13 protein-coding genes are annotated in these 15,240 nt (G+C 46.0%); 9 read left to right on the plus strand and 4 right to left on the minus strand.

The genetic code is table 11. The annotated features are described in order from the left end of the window. The first annotated feature begins 5 nt into the window (after nucleotides 1–5). From ICN31_RS02585 to ICN31_RS02625, 9 genes are all read left to right on the plus strand, one after another. Nucleotides 6–794, plus strand: a complete 789-nt coding sequence (locus tag ICN31_RS02585; protein WP_216258282.1) for a polysaccharide deacetylase family protein — start codon at nucleotides 6–8, stop codon at nucleotides 792–794. A 3-nt stretch (nucleotides 795–797) separates the two neighbouring features. Next, nucleotides 798–1,769 carry a sterol desaturase family protein gene (locus ICN31_RS02590; protein ID WP_216258284.1) on the plus strand — a complete coding sequence of 324 codons (972 nt, stop codon included), beginning with the start codon at nucleotides 798–800 and terminating at the stop codon, nucleotides 1,767–1,769. 44 nt (nucleotides 1,770–1,813) lie between these two features. Continuing rightward, on the plus strand, nucleotides 1,814–2,683 hold the full coding sequence (locus ICN31_RS02595) for an EI24 domain-containing protein (RefSeq protein WP_216258287.1): 870 nt from the start codon (nucleotides 1,814–1,816) through the stop codon (nucleotides 2,681–2,683). 4 nt (nucleotides 2,684–2,687) lie between these two features. Next, on the plus strand, nucleotides 2,688–3,542 hold the full coding sequence (locus ICN31_RS02600) for a molybdopterin-binding protein (protein ID WP_216258289.1): 855 nt from the start codon (nucleotides 2,688–2,690) through the stop codon (nucleotides 3,540–3,542). Between the two features lie 216 nt (nucleotides 3,543–3,758). Continuing rightward, on the plus strand, nucleotides 3,759–5,174 hold the full coding sequence (gene glnA, locus ICN31_RS02605; protein ID WP_216258291.1) for a type I glutamate--ammonia ligase: 1,416 nt from the start codon (nucleotides 3,759–3,761) through the stop codon (nucleotides 5,172–5,174). A 26-nt stretch (nucleotides 5,175–5,200) separates the two neighbouring features. Next, nucleotides 5,201–6,322, plus strand: coding sequence for a nitrogen regulation protein NR(II) (gene glnL / locus ICN31_RS02610; RefSeq protein ID WP_370624323.1), 1,122 nt, complete (start codon nucleotides 5,201–5,203; stop codon nucleotides 6,320–6,322). Continuing rightward, nucleotides 6,319–7,770 (plus strand): nitrogen regulation protein NR(I), encoded by a 1,452-nt coding sequence (gene ntrC / locus ICN31_RS02615; RefSeq protein WP_216258294.1) that lies wholly within the window; start codon nucleotides 6,319–6,321, stop codon nucleotides 7,768–7,770. The genes glnL and ntrC overlap by 4 nt, the downstream gene beginning before the upstream one ends. Continuing rightward, nucleotides 7,763–8,611 carry an exodeoxyribonuclease III gene (gene xth, locus ICN31_RS02620; RefSeq protein WP_216258296.1) on the plus strand — a complete coding sequence of 283 codons (849 nt, stop codon included), beginning with the start codon at nucleotides 7,763–7,765 and terminating at the stop codon, nucleotides 8,609–8,611. The genes ntrC and xth overlap by 8 nt, the downstream gene beginning before the upstream one ends. A gap of 94 nt (nucleotides 8,612–8,705) precedes the next feature. Then, nucleotides 8,706–8,867 (plus strand): hypothetical protein, encoded by a 162-nt coding sequence (locus ICN31_RS02625; RefSeq protein ID WP_161491197.1) that lies wholly within the window; start codon nucleotides 8,706–8,708, stop codon nucleotides 8,865–8,867. Between the two features lie 29 nt (nucleotides 8,868–8,896). Here ICN31_RS02625 and ICN31_RS02630 read toward each other — a convergent pair whose 3' ends face one another. From ICN31_RS02630 to ICN31_RS02645, 4 genes are read right to left on the minus strand one after another with little or no spacing between them, the layout of a single operon-like run. Then, on the minus strand, nucleotides 8,897–11,020 hold the full coding sequence (locus tag ICN31_RS02630) for a M3 family metallopeptidase (protein ID WP_216258298.1): 2,124 nt from the start codon (nucleotides 11,018–11,020) through the stop codon (nucleotides 8,897–8,899). 19 nt (nucleotides 11,021–11,039) lie between these two features. Continuing rightward, nucleotides 11,040–11,894 (minus strand): bifunctional methylenetetrahydrofolate dehydrogenase/methenyltetrahydrofolate cyclohydrolase FolD, encoded by an 855-nt coding sequence (gene folD, locus ICN31_RS02635; RefSeq protein WP_216258300.1) that lies wholly within the window; start codon nucleotides 11,892–11,894, stop codon nucleotides 11,040–11,042. Between the two features lie 6 nt (nucleotides 11,895–11,900). Continuing rightward, nucleotides 11,901–12,545, minus strand: coding sequence for a response regulator transcription factor (locus ICN31_RS02640; RefSeq protein ID WP_216258302.1), 645 nt, complete (start codon nucleotides 12,543–12,545; stop codon nucleotides 11,901–11,903). Nucleotides 12,546–12,581: 36 nt separating this feature from the next. After that, nucleotides 12,582–15,098, minus strand: a complete 2,517-nt coding sequence (locus ICN31_RS02645) for a PAS domain-containing sensor histidine kinase (protein WP_216258304.1) — start codon at nucleotides 15,096–15,098, stop codon at nucleotides 12,582–12,584. Between the last annotated feature and the right edge of the window lie 142 nt (nucleotides 15,099–15,240).

Here is a 15,240-nt window from a genome sequence, read left to right on the forward strand (position 1 = left end):
TCACCATGAAGTACGGGCAACTTACCCAACTCACAGTAGCGCTGCTGATCACTTTTTTGGGATTGAGCGCCAACGCCCAAACAGCTAACTGTAATAAAACGACTTACCTCACATTTGATACTGGCAATATGGCTGTTGCTGAAAAAGTGGCTGAGATACTCAAGCGCCAAGAGGTCAAAGCAACTTTTTTCCTCTCCAACGAAAAGACTTTCCGTGGCGACTTTGCCTTTGATGATGCCTGGAAAGTCTATTGGCAAGAGCGGCTTAAAGAAGGACACCACTTTGGCAGTCATACCTACGACCACACTTATTTAGTCAAAGATGGACCCCAAGGCGAAGTTTTTGTGAAGCCTCAGTTTGGGCCTAAGGCTGGCATGACAATGCTTTACAACGAAGCATCCATGTGCAAAGAGATTCGTCGGGTAGATCTTCGCTTTGTAGAGTTAACAGGCCAGCCATTGCAAAAGATCTGGCGCGCGCCTGGCGGTAAAACCTCACCAAACTTGATTCGGATGGGGGATATGTGTGGCTATCAACACTTTGGCTGGGCGCCGAGTGGTTTTTTGGGGGATGAGCTCAACTCTGATAAGTACCCAAATAGCACTCTTTTGGAAAAGGCTAGTCGCGAGATCAAAGATGGTGATATCACCATGGCCCACTTAGGTATTTGGTCCAGAAAGGATCCTTGGGCTCCGGCCGTATTAGAGCAGCTCATCATTAATCTCAAGAGTCGCGGCTTTTGCTTTGGCGTATTGCCCAAGGCGAACAAAAATTTGGCAAATCAGTCAAAATAAAGCATGGACTTAAGCTTAACCACTTCAGCAATCTCCAGCGCTTATGGCAGCGTTCAGGAGTTTTTGTTTGCTAATATCGTTGGACCTCTTCTATATCAGTTTGATTTGATATCTTGGGCAGAAGATATTTTTGATGGCATCGATTGGTTTTTATTTGGCTGCATTCAGATTTTTCTGATTATTGCTCTATTGAGAACTTGGGAGCGTGTAGCCCCTGCAGAGACGCAAGAGCGTTTTGCTAAGAGTAGTAGGGCAGATGTGATCTATACCTTATTTCATCGACTCGGTATTTTTCATGGTTTGATCTTCATTGCTTTGTCGGGCTTCTTTTTTCAGATGGATGCCATCTTGCATGATTTCCGTTTTGATCGCCTGAATGTGGAGTCTTGGTGGCCTGGTGTGACTTCAATACCGCTAGTCAGTTTTCTAGTCTACTTGGTCCTTCTCGATCTGGTGGGCTATCTCTACCATCGCGCCTCACATGCATTTCATTGGTGGTGGCAGTTGCATGCTTTGCATCATAGTCAAACGGTCATGACTGCTTGGTCAGACAATCGTAATCACATCCTAGATGACATCATGGATGCAGCAGTGACCGCATTTTTTGCACTCCTATTTGGGGTGTCCCCAGGGCAATTCATTATTCTCATTGCATTGAGTCAATTTATTCAAAGCTGGCAACATGCCAATATCAAGGTCCATCTAGGTAAGGCGCAATATCTTTTGGTATCGCCGATGTTTCATCGCATGCATCATGCAGTAGGGTATGGCCATGAAGCACAAGGCAAGCCTGGTGTATTGGGTGGTTGCAATTTTGGTATTTTGTTTCCCTGGTGGGATATGCTGTTTAAAACAGCCATATTCCCTAAAGAGGTCTATCCTACAGGTGTCAGAAACTTGGTCGTATCGCACAATGTCTTTGCTCAACAATGGCAAGGCTTGCTACGTGCAGTGAAAGAGCTTAGAGCAAAGTAAATCAATGAAGTAAGGCATACGAGTAGGTATGTAATAGGAGCTTTATGGTTGGACTGCCACAAGTATTTAAATCATTTGGATTGGCTCTAGTGGGAACGATGCATCCCAGAATGCTGTGGCTTAGCTTGCGACCATTCCTAATCGTATCGATTCTCTGGGGTTGCCTGATTTGGCTCACATGGACCCCCGCACTAGCAGTGCTTAGTGAGTTTCTGACCAACTCCCTGTTTACGAATTGGATTCAAGAGGGCTTGATCTGGGCTGGCTTTGAAAACGCTAGAGCTTGGATTGCGCCTTTATTTTTTGTCATGCTGATTATTCCGCTGATCACCATTAGCTTGTTGATGTTCATTGCTTTTACAACGGTACCCACTATTGTGAAGATTGTGGTGAGGCAAGCGCACTATCAAGATTTAGAGTGCAAACGGGGCGGCGGTTTATTAGGCAGTCTGATTTATACCTTATGGTCAGCGCTTATCTGTCTTGCATTGGTCATGCTGACATTGCCAGTGTGGTGGGTCCCACCACTGGTAGCAGTGTTACCGCCATTGCTCTGGGGATGGTTAACGATGCGTCTGATGTCTTATGACGTGCTTGCTAAACATGCTAGCGTAGAAGAGCGTGATCAGCTATTGGAAAAATTCCGTTGGCCTTTACTTTGTATGGGCATCGCTTCCGGAATGCTGGGTGCGGTACCCACATTCTTCTGGGCTACATCAGCATTAGCCTTAGTACTGTTTCCAATCGTCAGCTTTGTTGCTCTCTGGATTTATTCTTTAATCTTTGTGTTTGCAGGTCTGTGGTTTAGCCACTTCTTATTAGATGCTCTTAAAGAGCTACGCCAAGAAGCATTGGATCAAGCATTGACAGTACAAGCGCGTGTAGTTGAAGCGAAGCTTCCTTCCCATGGCTGATGTAATGAACAAAGTTGAAATAGATGCCCCAAAAGATGGAGTAGCTCATGCGCAACGCCGCTTTGGTCTAATTGTGATTGGTGATGAGATTCTATCGGGTCGTCGTCAAGATAAACATATGGCCACATTGATTGAGCTACTCAATGAGCGTGGTCTAAGCCTCGCATGGGCGAAGTATGTAGCTGATGATCCCAAGCAGATTACTGCAACACTCAAAGAAAGTTTTGCAAGTGGTGATGTGGTGTTTAGCACTGGTGGCATTGGTGCGACACCGGATGACCACACCCGTCAATGCTCTGCATTGGCACTGGGAACCAAAACGCAATTACACACCACTGCGCGAGAATTAATTGCAGGTCGCATTCAGTCAACGGCAGAAGGCGATCCCGTCAAGGCAGATTTAAATACGCCAGAGAATCAACATCGCTTCAAGATGGGTGAGTTCCCCATTGGTAGCGATATCATTCCCAACCCATATAACCAGATTCCGGGATTTCGAATCAAGGAACACCACTTTGTTCCTGGCTTTCCAGTCATGGCAGCGCCCATGATGGCTTGGTGCTTAGACACCTTCTATAAAGACCTCTTTCACCAAGAGAACTGGGCAGAGCAAAGTTTCATTGTTCCCAAGGGTATTGAGTCAACTTTGACGCCTTTAATGGAACGTATTGAAGCTAATTTTCCGGGGGTTAAGGTGTTTAGTCTGCCTTCTGTTGGTGATGCTGCAAAGGGAGGTGTCTATGCTCAGCGTCACATCGAGTTGGGAATCAAGGGTAACGCCAACCTTTTAGAGGACGCCTGGCTTGCACTCAGAACGGGCACCCAAGAGCTAGGCTATGAAATTCACGATATCAAATAAACAGCAAAACCCTTTATTTGCACCAAATAAGTGCAAATAAAGGGTTTTTAGGCTGACCGGGAGTAAATCGAGCACTTTAATAGTGCAATAATAAGTGTTCCCATTTGTTTGCTTCAGTAAATTACATACATCCATTAGGCATGTTTGATGCCTGGAATAAACAGGGGTGTATGCCTTAGGTTTGAATTCCGAATTTAGTTAATAGAGGAGATTTGCATGACGAAGACCGTCGCTGATGTGATGAAGTTAGTTAAAGAGAAAGAGTGTACTTTCGTTGATTTCCGTTTTGTAGATACAAAGGGTAAAGAGCAACACACTACAGTTCCGATTTCTGCTTTTGACGAAGATAAATTTGAGAGCGGTCATGCATTTGACGGCTCTTCTATCGCTGGTTGGAAAGGTATTGAAGCTTCTGACATGTTGCTCAAACCAGATCCAACAGCTGCTTACATCGACCCATTCTATGAAGAGCCAACTTTGGTGTTGACTTGTGATGTGATCGAGCCAGCTGACGGCAAGGGTTATGACCGCGATCCACGCTCTATTGCAAAACGTGCAGAGGCGTATTTAAAGAGCACTGGTTTAGGTGATGCCGCTTACTTTGGTCCAGAGCCAGAGTTCTTTATTTTTGACGGTGTTCGTTGGGGTGCCGATATGCAAGGTTGCTTCGTGAAGATTGATTCCGAAGAGGCTCCATGGTCATCAGGTGCAGAAATTGAAGGTGGTAACACCGGTCACCGTCCAGGTAAAAAGGGTGGTTACTTCCCAGTTGCTCCAGTAGATACATTCCAAGATATGCGTTCTGAAATGTGTTTGATCTTGGAGTCACTTGGTATTCCAGTAGAAGTGCATCACCATGAAGTTGCTGGTCAAGGCCAAAACGAATTGGGTACCAAGTTCAGCACATTAGTACAGCGCGCTGACTGGACTATCTGGCAGAAATACGTTGTGCATAACGTTGCGCATGCTTACGGCAAGACTGCAACCTTTATGCCTAAGCCAGTAGTGGGCGATAACGGTTCTGGTATGCACGTTCACCAATCTGTTTGGAAGAATGGCGAGAATTTATTTGCAGGTAATGGTTATGCTGGTTTGTCAGAGTTTGCTCTGTTCTACATCGGCGGCATCATTAAGCATGCGAAAGCACTTAATGCCATTACCAACCCAGGTACAAACTCATATAAGCGTTTGGTCCCAGGCTTTGAGGCGCCAGTGAAGTTGGCATACTCAGCACGTAACCGCTCTGCTTCTATCCGTATTCCACACGTACCAAATCCTAAGGGTCGTCGTATTGAAACTCGTTTCCCAGATCCATTGGCTAACCCATACCTCTGCTTCTCTGCATTGTTAATGGCTGGTTTGGATGGCGTGCAGAACAAGATTCATCCGGGTGAAGCTGCTGACAAGAACTTGTATGACTTGCCACCAGAAGAAGATGCAAAGATCCCAACGGTTTGCGCAAGCTTGGAAGAAGCCTTGGATGCCTTGAAGAAAGATCACGAGTTCTTGACTCGCGGTGGAGTATTCACTGAGTCCATGCTCGATGCCTATATCAATTTGAAGATGGAAGATGTCACACGTTTCCGTATGACAACCCATCCAATCGAATTTGATATGTACTACTCCCTGTAAGCGAAGGAGAGAGATTGAGCGCAGGTCTGTTGCGCAATTCGTTCAAGGGAGCAGCTACGGCTGCTCCTTTTTTTCCGACATTGCTTGATCAGATGCCCAATGCCATCGTGGTATTTGAGGCGGAGACCCAACAATTGGTTTATGTGAACCCAGCTGCTGAGTCAGCGCTGGATTTATCCCGTAAATCACTTGAGGGTCAATCTGTGCATGATTTATTTGGTGATACGGGCGCTTTGAATGACATGATCTCAGAAGTGAAGCTTGGACATGTTTCCGCTCAACGCCAAGAAATGGTTTTACATTCCTTACCAGGTAGCATCCATCAAGACTCTATCCAGGCGCATGTCGTTGTCGCTGCACTGGATGACCCCGATCTCATCATGATGGAGTGGTTCCCAATTGACCAACAGTTGCGCAGTGAGCGCGATGAGCGTGTGACACAGCAAGTAGAAGCCAATAAGCAATTAATGCGTAATCTGGCGCATGAGATTAAAAACCCTTTAGGTGGGATTCGTGGGGCTGCTCAGTTATTAGAGTTTGAGTTGCCTGAAAAAGGTTTGCGTGAGTACACGCAAGTCATTATTAAAGAGTCCGATCGTTTGCAGGACTTGGTAGATCGTCTCTTGGCGCCGCATCGTAAGGCTCATGTTATTGAAGCATTCAATGTGCATGAAGCGCTTGAGCGAGTGCGTAGTCTAGTATTAGCAGAGTTCCCAAAGGGCCTGAAGATTATTCGTAATTACGATACTAGCCTTCCAGATGTGATGGGTGATCGCGAGCAATTGATTCAGGCGACTCTGAATATTGTGCACAATGCAGCGCAAGCACTCTCCGAAGAGATTAGTCAGGGCATTGCCCAAATCGAACTGAAAACTCGTGTCGCACGTTCGGTCACGATCGCAAAGCAACGTTATAAATTGGCGATGGATTTACACGTGATCGATAACGGACCCGGCATTCCAGAAGAAATGATTGAGCGCATCTTCTTTCCATTGGTATCGGGAAGAGAAGGGGGTAGTGGCTTAGGTCTCACCCTAGCGCAGACTTTTGTACAACAACATCAGGGCTTTATTGCTTGCGACAGCCGCCCTGGACGAACTGATTTCCATATTCAAATTCCATACCGTAGGCAGGAGAGAGCATCATGAAACCAATTTGGATCGTCGACGATGACCAATCAATACGCTGGGTTCTAGAGAAAGCCTTGGCGCGAGAGAATATTCCGCATAAAAGCTTCTCTAATCCTAATGATGTCCTCAATGCGCTCGAGAAAGAAGCTCCTCAGGTGTTGATCTCAGATATTCGGATGCCTCGCGGGAATGGCTTGGACTTGCTACAGCATGTCAAATCAAGTCATCCCAATCTACCCGTCATTATCATGACTGCCTACTCTGATCTTGACTCTGCAGTTTCCTCATTTCAGGGTGGTGCGTTTGAGTATCTCACCAAACCGTTTGATGTCGAGAAAGCCGTTGAGTTAATTCATCGGGCAATAGAGCAGGGCATTCGCAATGATTCAGGAGCAAAGGAGCTATCCACATTGAGACAAGATGCTTCTGAAATTATTGGCCAAGCGCCTGCGATGCAAGAAATCTTTCGTGCGATTGGTCGCTTAGCTCAGTCTCATGCAACCGTGCTGATCACTGGTGAGTCTGGTACTGGTAAAGAGTTAGTAGCGCATGCATTGCATAAACACAGTCCCAGAGCCAAGGGACCATTTGTATCACTGAGTACTTCAGCCGTCCCTAAAGATCTACTCGAATCAGAATTATTTGGTCATGAGCGTGGTGCCTTCCCAGGCGCACAGACCTTGCGTCGTGGTCGCTTTGAGCAGGCCGATGGTGGCACTTTATTCTTAGGTGAAATTGGCGACTTACCATTTGATTTGCAAACTCGACTCTTGCGTGTTTTAACTGATGGGCACTTCTACCGCATTGGTGGTCAAGATCCCATCAAAGCGAATGTTCGCATTATTGCCTCAACCCACCAAAACCTAGATAGCAGAGTTGCAGCAGGTTTTTTCCGGGAAGATTTATTACATCGCTTGAATGTCATGCGTTTGCGCATGCCTTCACTGCGTGAGCGTAGTGAAGATATTCCGATGCTGGCAAGACACTTTATGCTCAGTTGCGCTAAGTCATTAGGTGTTGAGCCTAAGAAGCTTTCTGATGAGGTATTAAAAGAGATGACAGCGATGCCATTTCCAGGCAACGTTCGTCAGTTAGAGAACTTATGTCATTGGCTGACAGTCATGACGCCCGCAAATATCATCGGCGTTAGTGATTTACCTTCAGACATCATGGCGCAAGCTGGTGAGCAGCCTGTCATATTGCATGGCGAATCTGCCCCCACAAACCCAGCTGCTGCAAAATCGGCTGCAGGTGATTGGGAAAGCGGGCTTGGGCGCTTAGCCACCAAAATGCTGCAGGATGGTGATAAAGAGGTTTACGATGCGCTATGCTCGCGGTTTGAGAAAGCAGTGTTGCAAGCCGCGCTGGAAGTAACGCGTGGTCGCAGGGTTGAGGCAGCACAACGCCTTGGCATCGGACGCAATACGATTACACGTAAATTGCAGGAACTGGGGATAGATGACTGATTCAATTCGAATTGCGGCGTGGAATGTCAATTCCTTAAAGGTTCGCCTTCCACACGTGCTTCGTTGGTTGCAAGATCAGGAAAAAAAGCAGCAGTCGATTGATGCCTTGTGCCTACAAGAACTCAAGCTCACTGATGACAAGTATCCCCATCAAGAGCTAGAGGCAGCGGGCTATCTTAGTATCGCCGCAGGGCAAAAGACTTATAACGGGGTTGCCATCATTGTGCGTAAAGCTGCTTTAGCAGCAATTGCCTCTGATACAAGCACAACCTTTCTCAAGCCCACTAGAAATATCCCCGGGAATGATGATGAGCAGCAGCGCATCCTTGCCGCTACTATTCCGTTTGCAGGAACAAAACCTATTAGACTGGTCTCAGCTTACTTTCCAAATGGACAATCACCCGATAGCGATAAGTTCATTTACAAACTAGATTGGTTAAACAAACTACACACTTGGTTAACAGATGAGCTAGAGCAAAACCAACGCTTAGCACTTCTCGGTGACTACAACATTGCGCCAGAAGATCAGGATGTGCATGATCCAAAAGCGTGGGAAGGGCAGAACCTGGTTTCACCACTAGAAAGAAACGCTTTCCAAGACTTAATCAATCTTGGTTTATCTGATTCCTTCAGAATGTTTGAGCAAGCGCCCAAAACTTATAGTTGGTGGGACTACCGCATGATGGGTTTCAGAAGAAATGCCGGCATGCGCATTGATCACATTCTATTAAGTGAAGCCCTTAAAGAAAAATGCAGCGCCAGCATAGTCGATAAGGAGCCTAGAACCTGGGAGCAGCCTTCTGATCATGCGCCTGTGATAGCTGTTATTCAGAAAAATTAGACAAAAGATTGACTGTTACATCCTCCAAAGCATGAAATCGCTTTTTGTCTTAAGATTACGCTTTATTAAAAAATGATCTTTTTAGGGAATCAATATGTTTGCTAAAACAACAGTCAGCGTTCTTGCCCTTGGCATAGTCATCGTGGGCTTGCTGCAATTTTTTGACGATGGCAGTTATCTCGTCTTCGTCCTTGGCATGGTAGTTTATTTCTTGGCGACTATTTCTGATTCTATTTGCAAAAGAATAGGCAAATAAACCCTTCCATCTTGGATGGGCTACGCTATTTAAGCTAGCCCGCCATGCCGTAGTAAAGCATCTATACTCGGCTCTCTACCGCGGAAGGCTTTAAAGGATTCAGCAGCAGGGCGACTACCGCCCACCTCCAGAATTTCTTCTCTATATCGAGTTCCAGTTTTAGCATCCAGCACACTGCCAGTCAGTTTTGCTGCTTCCTCAAATGCAGAGTAAGCATCTGCAGAAAGAACTTCAGCCCATTTATAGCTATAGTAACCAGCGGCATAGCCACCAGCAAAGATATGGCTAAAGGAATTAATCCAACGAGAGATTTCAGGCTGTGGAATGATGTTGTATTGATTCGCAATACTTCTTGAAACCTCAAGCACTGCATGACCATTAGCGCCTTTCGCATCAAAGCTCGAATGTAAGCGCCAATCTGTTAAGGACATCACAATTTGACGCAAAGTTGCTAAACCATTCTGGAAGTTTTTGGCAGCCAGAATTTTGTCAAAGAGCTCGCGCGGTAATGGCTTACCAGTTTGCGCATGAGCTGTCATTTTCTCGAGCACTTCCCATTCCCAGCAGAAGTTTTCCATAAATTGACTTGGCAATTCAACCGCATCCCATTCAACACCATTGATACCTGAAACTCCTAAGGCGCTCACCTGGGTGAGGAGATGATGCAGGCCATGACCACTTTCATGAAAGAGGGTAATCACATCATCATGAGTAATCGTAGGCTGGCGCAATATCCCATCCACTGTTACTGGAGGAGCAAAGTTGCACACGAGATAGGCTACTGGTATCTGGATTTCTCCATTGGCTAGTTCTCTACGACCACGAGCGTCATCCATCCAGGCGCCACCACGTTTACCAGGGCGTGCATAGGGATCTAAATAGAAATAAGCCCGTATTTTTCCAGCCAGGTCTTTCACAGCAAAAGACTGCACATCCGCATGCCAAGTCGGTAAGTCAGCAGCTTCAATCTTGACACCAAAGAGTGTCTGAATCACTTTAAATAAGCCATCTAATACTTTGGGTAATGGGAAATACTGCTTGAGTTCATTTTCGGAGAAGGAGTAGCGCGCTTGCTTTAAACGCTCAGCGGCAAACGGAATATCCCAAGGCTCAAGGCCATCTACAAATCCAAGCTCCGCCTTTGCGAACTCACACAGTTCTTCCCAATCCTTCTGGGCAAATAGTTTTGATTTAAGCGCAAAGTTCGTTAAGAAGAGATCAACTTCGTCAACGGTGTTAGCCATCTTAGGTGCCAAACTGAGTGCTGCGTAATTGGCGAATCCAAGCATGCGCGCTTCTTCATCTCGCAGGCGCAATTGTTCCAACATATTCTGAGTGTTGTCCCAATCAAGATTGCCCTTGGTGTATTGAGGCGCTAGTTCTGATGAGCGAGTGACGTAGCCCTGATACATCAGGCGACGTAGATCCCGATTCTCGGAATACTGCATGACTGGATAGTAGGACGGAAAATGCAAGGTAAAAGCCCAGCCTTGGAGATTCTTTTGCTGCGCGGTATCTGCAGCTGCAGCGATAGCATCTTCTGGTAAGCCAGCAAGATCTGCCTTATCACTTACTAGATGAACAAAGCCATCAGTCGCATCTAAGACATGATCTGAAAATGCCTTGCCTAGAACGGCTTGCTCATCCTGAATGGCAGAAAAGTGCGGTTTATCAGCATCACTCAGTTCAGCGCCGCCTAAACGAAAATCTCGTAGCGAGTTTTCAATCACCTTCTTTTGTGCACGATTGAGCTTTGCAAAGTCAGGACTATTTTTGAGTGCTTTAAATTTCTGATAGAGCGCTAAGTTTTGCCCAAGGCTAGAAAAGAATGCAGTGACCTCAGGCAGCATCTCTCCATAAGCGGCCCTTAATTCAGGTGTGTCGGCAACACTGTTAAGGTGGGAGATCACCCCCCAAGATCTTCCTAGTGCTTCGGTCGCATCTTCTAGAGGCTCAGCCAACGCATCCCAGCTCGACGGTGTTTTTGGATCCGTTGCTGTATCTACAGCAGCTTGTGCATGCTTCAGTAGAAACTGAATGGCAGGAGTAATGTGCTCGGGCTTTACTTCTGAGTAGGCAGCGATGCCACGACCAAAAGTCAGCAGAGGATTATTTTGTAATTGCGCAGGTAGGGTAAGGAGGGCTGTATTCATACCCTCTAGCTTAATGGATCTAGGGCTTGGCTGCTTTTTCTGCCGCTTCTAAAGTATTCATGAGCAGCATAGTGATCGTCATCGGACCTACGCCACCTGGTACAGGGGTGATCCAGCCAGCGATATATTTAGCCGCATCAAAATCGACATCGCCACAGAGTTTGCCATCTGGCAGGCGATTGATACCCACGTCGATCACGACAGCACCTGTTTTCACCATATCGCCAGAAATCATCTTAGGTTTGCCAGTGGCCACCACCAGAATGTCAGCATCTTTAGTGTGGTGAGCTAAATCGCGGGTCTTACTATTGCAAATAGTCACCGTTGCACCAGCTTGCAACAGGAGCATGGCCATAGGCTTACCCACAATATTAGAAGCACCCACAATCACGGCACGAGCACCTCGAATAGGGTAATCAATACTCTCCAAGAGTTTCATGCAGCCATAGGGAGTGCAAGGTTTGAACTCTGGCTGACCAACCATTAAAGCACCAGCGTTGGCAACGTGAAAACCATCTACATCTTTTTGGGGGGCAATGGCCTCGAGTACGCGCTCAGCAGCAATGTGTTCTGGCAAAGGCAATTGCACCAAGATGCCATGAATGGATGGATCTGCATTGAGGGTTGCAATACGAGCGAGTAATTCTTCTTCGCCTAGTTCAGCAGAGTAGCGCTCCAATACCGAATGAAAGCCAACATCTTCACAGGCCTTCACTTTATTGCGGACATACACTTGGCTAGCAGGATTTTCACCCACCACAATGACTGCTAAGCCAGGACGAACGCCCTTAGCAGTAACAATTGCACCCCGTGCTGCAATTTCAGTACGAATTTTTTTAGAGAGGGCAACGCCATCTAGTAATTGTGCAGGCATAAGAAATTAATTCGGTTGTGGATCTGAGAGCGCCAAGCGAAGAAGATCAGCTACGGTATTGACGTTGAGCTTTTCCATAATATTAGCGCGGTGGGCTTCAACTGTCTTAATCGAGATGCCAAGATCATCGGCAATTTGTTTATTGAGGCGACCAGCAACGATACGCTCTAATACTTGACGCTCACGACCAGTTAGCTTACTCAGTAAGCTCTGAGTAACTTTGCGCTGACTTGCTTGTGAGTAATCTACCCTCGCTTTAGCAAACATGCGGTCGACCAAACTACAGAGATCATTTTCTTTAAATGGCTTCTCAATAAAGTCTACTGCGCCACGTTTCATCGTTGAGACTGCCATCGAGACATCACCGTGACCAGTAATAAAGGCCACTGGCATTGGAAAGTTTTCAGTGGTTAAACGCTCTTGAAGTTCAAGGCCTGACATCCCTGGCATACGAACATCTAAGATTGCACAAGAGATCGTCGACTTATCAGTGCTTTGCAAAGACTGCAAGAAACGCTCAGCGCTGGCATGACAGCGCACTACATAACCATTACTCTCTAAAAGCCATGTGAGTGAATCACGTACAGCCTCATCATCGTCAACGACATAAACGACTTCGGCTTGGTTTGGTTTGGCAGCAGCTAAGTTCATAGGGGGTCTCGCAAGGTCAATCTAAAAATCGGATATTTATCCATTTTCCATCGAATCAGGGGATTCTAGGGGTAGAAGCATTGTAAAGGTGCAGCCAGCTAGTTTAGTGCGTTCGGAGTCCATCACATTCGATGCCCAAAGTCGCCCATGATGAGATTCGATAATGGAGCGGCAAATATTGAGTCCCATGCCCATTCCATCCGCTTTAGTGCTAAAAAAGGGCTCAAACATGCGTTCTAAGACGGATTCTGCAATACCACCCCCAGAATCCGTGACCTGAATACGCATCATGGCTGGGAAGGTGCTGGTATCTAAATCGGCACTAATGTTGACGGGTGGGGCTGACCAACGGGAGGAGAGGGGATATGCCTCGCGCACGCTATCGAGGGCATTTTTTAGAAGATTAACTAAGATCTGCAGAATCAGCACGGGGTCTACATTAACCTCGGGCAAATCATCTGCCAGTTGAGAAGTAATACTTAAGCGATGGCGATGCGCTTCAATTTCTACAAGACCTACTGCGTCATCAATGATTGTTTTGATCGATGAAAATTTACGTTGAGGCTCACTGCGTTTCACAAATCCACGAATGCGTTGAATGATGGTGCCCGCACGGTGCGCTTGTTCAGATGCTTTTTCTAGAGCCGGCAAAATATCTTTATTGATTGCTGGATCAATATTGCCCTCTAGACGTTTTGCAACACCCATGCAGTAATTAGAGATAGCCGATGGAGGCTGATTTAATTCATGCGCAAGAGAGGACGCCATTTCACCCATCGTAGTAAGACGGCTTGTAAATTGCATGCGCGCTTCTTGTTGACGCGCCAAATCGTCAGCCTCTTTGCGGATAGTAATATCAGTGGCAATCAAGAGTTGAGCCAAGCGACCATCTACCCAAGGGATGAAACGGCGGCGGACCTCAAACCATTTATTGCTTCCATCATCGAGTTGAACTTCTTCTGATTCAGATTCTTGATATAGGAATGAACTTGGAATACCTGGCGGGGAGTCTTGTAGATCCTTGGCAAGTTCATGCAAAGTTTCAAGATTATTAGGATTACCAGCCAATTTGAAGTGGCCTTGAGCATCATCACCAAAGTTCTCTCGATAGAAGCGATTGGCAAATAGAAGTTTGTCATTCTCAAGATCCACCACGGATACTGCTGCATCAAGCCCCTCAAGTACAGTAACAAAACGCTCTTGGGATACGGCAAGCTCTTCGCGAATCTTTTTGGGTTCCGAGATATCAATCAAAGAGGTAATCCAACCCGTTTGCTTCCCTTTCTCATTAATCAAGGGAGCAATAAAGGTACGCGTTTGGATTTGCGATCCATCACGGCGCAAAATAGCGCCTTCAATTCCTGTTTTTGATATGGCTTCAGATTCCAGGGCTTGATTCATCTTCTCAACTAGTTCCTCGCGCCTAGAGTCGGGCCAGAAAGGGAATGGCGGGGTTAAGCCAATCAGCTCATTTGCTGACCAGCCAGTCATCTCGCAAAATGCGCGGTTCACATAAGTAATACGCTTTTCCATGTCATGCGCTCGAATGCCAACAGGGGTAGAATTTTCCATGGCATTACGAAAGTTCGTTTCTGTACGAAGGCTCGCTTCCGCTTCTTGGCGGACTTGCATTTGTTTTAAGACTGACCACAAACTCCAAATCACGAAGGCACACAATCCCAGCACAACGCCAATTAACATTCGGAAGGTGAGATTGGTGGGCGGAGGATAGGTATCAATCCGTAAAGTGAGGTTCGGACTGAGAACGCCAATGTCTAAACTCGTCTGGTTACTAAATGCGCGTTTTGGGGTATTTCTATCGGATGAAATCGACAACACTCTTTCGTTGTCCGTGAGAAGCGTAAAGCGGTAATGGGCCTTGAGTTCTGATGGCACCAAATCGAGGACACCTTGAGTGGTATAGAGGGCGGCTAAATACCCAATAATATCTCCGCCAACAATATTGGGAACTACCTGCCAAAAAACAGTTTTTCTTTCTTTTTCGAGTGGATCATTACTTGGAAGATTTAAGTTAATAAACTGGCTAAACGATGCTCTGTTTGTACTTCTACTGAGTTCGATTGCATTGTTCAATCCCTCATTGGCCGATTGGTCGTTTTGTGTTCTGTTAATCCAATCTGATTTGTTATTACTTAAGGGGGCCGTCCATAGCCACTGATTTTTTGGATCAATCCAGATGATTTTGACAATTTCATGGTTGTTGTTGACCAAATCAACGGCTTGCTCGTAAGCAATTTTTCTCAGTCTTTCCTTATCCTCACTAGCCGCTAGCTCTCGATTAATGCTGACTAAGACATCAAAATTATTTACAAAGCGAAGCTGTATGCGTTGCTTAGCCAAAGAGAGCTCTCTAAATAGAGCCGATTCTTGCTGGTTCTTTTCTTGTAATTGCAGGGTACCCAAAATGACGCCCATGACTGCCGTAAAAATAACAATGGCAATGAGGGGGGTATATACGAGCTTAAATCCTCGGATTTTTCGGAGCCATTTGAATGGGCTAAGGATTAATCTAGAAGAGACCGAAATTTTCATGAATGAGGCTTATTTTGCCTGATTACGCTATTGAAAACGCTATTTCCTGTGTAAATTCAAGATCTTATTTGCAGTGCAATAAAATATCATATTATGAGAAATATTATCATTATGTGGAAAATTGCTTGTTTAGACCTACATT

It is taken from the genome of Polynucleobacter sp. UB-Piko-W3 (genome assembly GCF_018881635.1).
GTDB lineage: Bacteria > Pseudomonadota > Gammaproteobacteria > Burkholderiales > Burkholderiaceae > Polynucleobacter.

Excerpts from the sequence above, each read along its gene's own strand:
- ICN31_RS02585 (WP_216258282.1), top strand. The coding sequence starts at position 6 with ATGAAGTACGGGCAACTTACCCAACTCACAGTAGCGCTGCTGATCACT.
- ICN31_RS02590 (WP_216258284.1), top strand. The coding sequence starts at position 798 with ATGGACTTAAGCTTAACCACTTCAGCAATCTCCAGCGCTTATGGCAGC.
- ICN31_RS02595 (WP_216258287.1), top strand. The coding sequence starts at position 1,814 with ATGGTTGGACTGCCACAAGTATTTAAATCATTTGGATTGGCTCTAGTG.
- ICN31_RS02600 (WP_216258289.1), top strand. The coding sequence starts at position 2,688 with ATGAACAAAGTTGAAATAGATGCCCCAAAAGATGGAGTAGCTCATGCG.
- glnA (WP_216258291.1), top strand. The coding sequence starts at position 3,759 with ATGACGAAGACCGTCGCTGATGTGATGAAGTTAGTTAAAGAGAAAGAG.
- ntrC (WP_216258294.1), top strand. The coding sequence starts at position 6,319 with ATGAAACCAATTTGGATCGTCGACGATGACCAATCAATACGCTGGGTT.
- xth (WP_216258296.1), top strand. The coding sequence starts at position 7,763 with ATGACTGATTCAATTCGAATTGCGGCGTGGAATGTCAATTCCTTAAAG.
- ICN31_RS02625 (WP_161491197.1), top strand. The coding sequence starts at position 8,706 with ATGTTTGCTAAAACAACAGTCAGCGTTCTTGCCCTTGGCATAGTCATC.
- ICN31_RS02630 (WP_216258298.1), bottom strand. The coding sequence starts at position 11,020 with ATGAATACAGCCCTCCTTACCCTACCTGCGCAATTACAAAATAATCCT.
- folD (WP_216258300.1), bottom strand. The coding sequence starts at position 11,894 with ATGCCTGCACAATTACTAGATGGCGTTGCCCTCTCTAAAAAAATTCGT.
- ICN31_RS02640 (WP_216258302.1), bottom strand. The coding sequence starts at position 12,545 with ATGAACTTAGCTGCTGCCAAACCAAACCAAGCCGAAGTCGTTTATGTC.
- ICN31_RS02645 (WP_216258304.1), bottom strand. The coding sequence starts at position 15,098 with ATGAAAATTTCGGTCTCTTCTAGATTAATCCTTAGCCCATTCAAATGG.